General features: G+C 61.9%; 5 protein-coding genes. 2 read left to right on the forward strand and 3 right to left on the reverse strand.

The features are described 5' to 3' along the window. From VEK15_04570 to VEK15_04580, 3 genes are all read right to left on the reverse strand, one after another. Nucleotides 1-252, reverse strand: a 252-nt coding sequence (locus VEK15_04570) for a hypothetical protein (GenBank protein ID HXV59945.1), incomplete at its 3' end; no start/stop codon positions are given. A 173-nt stretch (nucleotides 253-425) separates the two neighbouring features. Then, nucleotides 426-746, reverse strand: a complete 321-nt coding sequence (locus VEK15_04575) for a TIGR04076 family protein (GenBank protein ID HXV59946.1) — start codon at nucleotides 744-746, stop codon at nucleotides 426-428. Next, nucleotides 743-1,504: a class I SAM-dependent methyltransferase gene (locus VEK15_04580; protein HXV59947.1), complete on the reverse strand. Its 762-nt coding sequence runs from the start codon at nucleotides 1,502-1,504 to the stop codon at nucleotides 743-745. The genes VEK15_04575 and VEK15_04580 overlap by 4 nt, the downstream gene beginning before the upstream one ends. A gap of 26 nt (nucleotides 1,505-1,530) precedes the next feature. On the opposite strand from VEK15_04580, the gene VEK15_04585 reads away from it, so the two are divergent. Both VEK15_04585 and VEK15_04590 read left to right on the forward strand, forming a co-directional pair. Further along, on the forward strand, nucleotides 1,531-3,135 hold the full coding sequence (locus VEK15_04585; GenBank protein HXV59948.1) for a glycerol-3-phosphate dehydrogenase/oxidase: 1,605 nt from the start codon (nucleotides 1,531-1,533) through the stop codon (nucleotides 3,133-3,135). Between the two features lies 1 nt (nucleotide 3,136). Next, a partial coding sequence (locus tag VEK15_04590; protein HXV59949.1) for an MFS transporter occupies nucleotides 3,137-4,363 on the forward strand: 1,227 nt, incomplete at its 3' end.

Consider the following 4,363-nt stretch of genomic DNA (forward strand, 5'->3'; position numbering starts at 1 on the left):
TCTTCTCGCCGAATACTCGCGGATCACCAGGCGAAGGCGCCTCTGACTCGTGAGGAGAGCCATCCCGTCGTGGCTGCGACGGACCAATCCCTCGATGCGACGCGCCTGTACGGAAGCGAGGGATTCGAGCTGGCTGAGCGCTTCTCTACGCAGGAACGAGCGCGCCTCGAGGTAGAACACAGCGCCGGCACCCAGAAGGGTGAGAAGGCACACCGGAAGAAACGTTACGAGGAGCTTCGCCCGAATCTTCACGTTGGCACCTCACCTGCAGCCGATGGTGTAAGTTCCGTTTTTTTGTGAGAACAATTATTGTACGCCAGACACTCGGTTTTTGCATTAGCAAATGGCCGAACGAGGGAGAAGGGAGCGCCGGAGCGCCGGATGGCTCACGGACCGTCTACGGAAGTCGGCCGGGGCGGTTCAGCTCATGTAAGCGCGCTCTTCGACAGCTCTTTCTTGCCAATTCGCTCTACGCGCATCACCAGTCGCTCGTCGGGGTCGGGGCAGGCGACGAGGCTGTCGGAAAGAAGCCAATCTCCCGGGGCAAGCTCGCGCTGTTTAGCGGGAATCAGGGGCAGGACGGCGGCGAGGGCGTAAATACAGAAATGACCGCCCTCGGGCAGCACCAGACGGCTGCTGTCGCGCACTTCGAACCAATCTCCCACTTTCAACCCACAGACCGATCGACCTGCGATCTCCGTCACGGTGATTCGCAGATCGTAGAGCGAGAACCTGTCGTCCGTCATGCTCGCGAGCAGAAAGCCATCAGGTGCCAGCCGAAACGCCGCACCCATGCTCGGGGTAGCAGGTTGAAGGTACCTACGAAGCCGCGATTGTACAACAGCCCTTTTACACCGCCGTGAAGGCGTGATTTCACCGGAAACCGCTCGGGAACGAGCCGAACCCGCTCGAAAACCGACAACAAATCCCTGAACTCGGCGATGGAGTACATTCGAATTACGGGCGCATCTTGATGCTCGAGATCCACTTTCGTGAGCTTCGACAGGGCATTGAGCCACGAGATTCGATTGTAGACCATGAAAATCGCCTCACCCTCTCGACGGAGAACTCGTCGGCATTCGTGGATCATCTGCCTCGGATCGGCCGTGTATTGCAACACGCCGTGCCCGTAGACCATGTCGAAACTCTCGTCGTCATACGGAAGCCGTTCGCCGTCGGCGATCGTGAGCTGGACTGCAACGCCCGAGTGCCCGGCGTTCTTCTTTGCCAGTACGGTTGCCGTCGTCGAAAGATCGACTCCCACCGCCCTGGCGCCGCCTCTGGCGAAGCGCACGAGATCGATGCCGATGCCGCAGCCGACTTCCAGGATTCGCTTGCCGCCATAGCCGTTGAAGTCGATCATCTCCGGAAGGTAGCGAAGCTTGTCGAATCGGTATTCGTCCAGATCGGCGAAGAATTCCCGGGTCCCCGGCGGGTGCCGAGCCATGTCGAGATCGTGGATTCGCTCGTTCCAGTAACGCCGAACGTCGCCCGACACATTCATCGCGAACGGTTATTATAGGCTCTTCAATGAAACGGGACGTCGCCGCCCTCTCCAGCCGGGAGTTCGATCTCGTGATCGTGGGAGCTGGGGTATATGGCGCGGCGATCGCCTGGGACGCCGTCCTTCGCGGGTTGAGCGTCGCTCTCATCGACAGGAATGACTTCGGGTCGGAAACGTCATTCAACAGCCTCAAGACGGTTCATGGTGGGATTCGCTATCTGCAGAGCGCGGACCTGAAGCGCATTCGAGAGTCGGTAAGGGAGCGTCGCACCCTGCTGGCGATCGCCCCCCACCTCGTGCACCCGCTTCCTTTTCTCGTACCGACCTACCGTGGAAGCTTCCGAAGAAGTCGCTCGATGATGCGGGCCGCACTCGCCCTGAACGATCTGATCAGCTGGGATCGAAACGAGGCGCTCGGGGATCCCGATAAGCACCTTCCTCCGGGTCGATCGGTCTCGCGTGACGAATGCCTGGCGCTCTTTCCGGGGCTCGAGCCCTCGGGGCTTACCGGCGGGATTCTCTGGTACGACGCGCAAATGTACAACTCGGACCGGCTCACGCTTTCTTTCGTCTTGTCGGCTGCCAACGAGGGCGCGGTCGTGGCGAACCACGTCGAGGCGACGGGGTTCTTGATGAAAGGCGAGCGGATTCAGGGAGTAACCGCGCGCGATCGTCTGAGCGATTCCTCGGGACTCGAGATTCGAGCCCGGCTGGTGGTCAACGCCGCGGGACCGTGGGTGGATCGGGTCATCGCGAAGACCGAGCGTTCTCGTGCCCCGATGTTCCGCTTTTCGAAAGCCGTGAATCTGGTCACCCGTCCGGTGGTCAAAAGCCTCGCCCTCGGGATCACGAGCCGGAGAAACGGCAAGTTTCTTTGTCTCGTACCCTGGCGTGGGGTCTCGCTGGTGGGCACGAGTCACGGCCCTCACACCGGGGACCCGGACGGTCTCGAGGCGTCCGAATTGGATGTCCGGGATCTGATCGACGACGTAAACGACGCATACCCGACTGCGGAGCTTCGGCGTGAAGACGTTCGCCTGATACATCGCGGGCTGCTTCCAATGGCAGGGTCGTCGCGCAACGGGAGCGTGAGACTACTCAAGAGCTACCGAATCGATGTTCACCTCGAACGGCTGATCTCCGTCGTCGGTGTCAAGTACACCACCGCACGTGACGTGGCGGCGAAGACGGTAGACAGGGGCCTGGCTCTCCTTGGACGGCCCTTCGTCGAATCGCGCTCGGGATTGGTGCCTCTATGGGGAGGAGACATGCCGGCGTTCACCGACCTGGTGCGGTCCATGACCGCGCCCGGCGACGAGGAGACCCGCCGGCATTTGGCACTTACGTACGGCACGCGTTTCCGGGACGTCCTTGCCGCCGGTGGATTGAATCAGGTCTGTGTGGAGTGTCCGGTGCTCGCCTGCGAGATTCGGCACGCGGTTCGGGAGGAGATGGCCTGCGATCTCGCGTCGGTGGTTCTGCGCCGTACGGAGCTGGGCACGGCGGGCCATCCGGGACGGGCCTGCCTCGAGCGCGTCGCGGACATCGTTGCCGAGGAGCTATCCTGGGACGAGGAGCGGCGAGCTTCGGAAATCGCGGCAGTGGAACGCTTCTATAAACTGAGGAGCTAGCTTGGCCAAACAGGAGATCGGTGCGTTTCACAGCCTGGCGAGGGCCATGCGGTCCTGGCGGACGGCGTCCGTCTCCCTTCTGTCTTTTTCCTCGGGTCTTCCGCTGGGTCTCGTGTGGTACTCGATTCCCGACTGGATGCGCAGCATCGGCGTCGATATCCGCATCGTCGGGCTCTTCACGCTGGCGCAGGCGCCCTGGGCGTTCAAGGTTTTGTGGTCGCCGCTCATGGATCGATTCGTTCCCGCGTTCTGGGGACGTCGCCGCGGCTGGATGGCGCTCGCACAGCTCGCCCTCGCCGCATCGAGTCTGTTGCTTGCGGGCGTGGGCGACCGGCCGGAGGCTATCTGGGTCGTTGGAGCCCTGGCTCTTGCCATCGCACTGGCGTCGGCCACTCAGGACATCGCCTACGACGCTTACGCGGTGGAAGTTTTGCACGACGACGAGCAAGGAGCTGCCGTGGGGGCAAAGACGGCGATGTACCGAGCGGCGATGATGGTCGCTGGCGGGTTGTCGATCACCCTCGCCGCTCGATGGGGCTGGGGGGTCGTAAACGCTCTCCTCGCGTTGTGCTATGTGCCGATGCTGGCTCTGACGTGGAAAGCGCCCGAGCCCGAAGAGAAGCAACAGCCTCCGAGAACCTTGCGCGATGCGGTCTGGCAGCCTTTTCTCGGCTTTCTCTCTCGCCACCGGGCGCTCGAGATCCTGGCTTTCGTGCTGCTCTACAAGTTCGCCGATCAGCTTGCCCAGGCGCTGACGCGCCCATTTCTCATCGACATGGGATACGACGCGAATCACCGGGGAGTTGCCCTCTCCACCGTTGGCATGGTCGCCACCATCGTGGGAGCGTTCATGGGAGGGTGGGTCACCACGCTCGTCGGTCTCGGGCATTCATTGTGGATCTTCGGCCTGCTCCAGATATTCTCGAACGTCGGGTACTTCTTGCTCGCTGGCCTCGAAGGGCCGAACCTCGTTGGGATGTATGCGGCCACCAGCTTCGAGCTCTTGACGTCGGGACTCGGTACGGGCGCTTTCCTCGTTCTGTTGCTTCGCATGACGCAGAAGCGATTCTCCGCCACCCAATACGCACTTTTCTCGAGCCTCTTCGCCCTCCCGAGACTGCTGGCCGGTCCGGTGAGCGGTTTCGCCGTCGACGCGATTGGCTGGCAGACGTTCTTCCTATCGACGATGGCTATGGGGATTCCCGGACTCGTGATGCTCTATCGCTTC

The organism is Vicinamibacteria bacterium (assembly GCA_035620555.1).
Classification (GTDB): Bacteria; Acidobacteriota; Vicinamibacteria; order Marinacidobacterales; family SMYC01; genus DASPGQ01.

Coding starts and splice junctions, on each gene's coding strand:
- VEK15_04575 (HXV59946.1), bottom strand. CDS start 746: ATGACGGACGACAGGTTCTCGCTCTACGATCTGCGAATCACCGTGACG.
- VEK15_04580 (HXV59947.1), bottom strand. CDS start 1,504: ATGAATGTGTCGGGCGACGTTCGGCGTTACTGGAACGAGCGAATCCAC.
- VEK15_04585 (HXV59948.1), top strand. CDS start 1,531: ATGAAACGGGACGTCGCCGCCCTCTCCAGCCGGGAGTTCGATCTCGTG.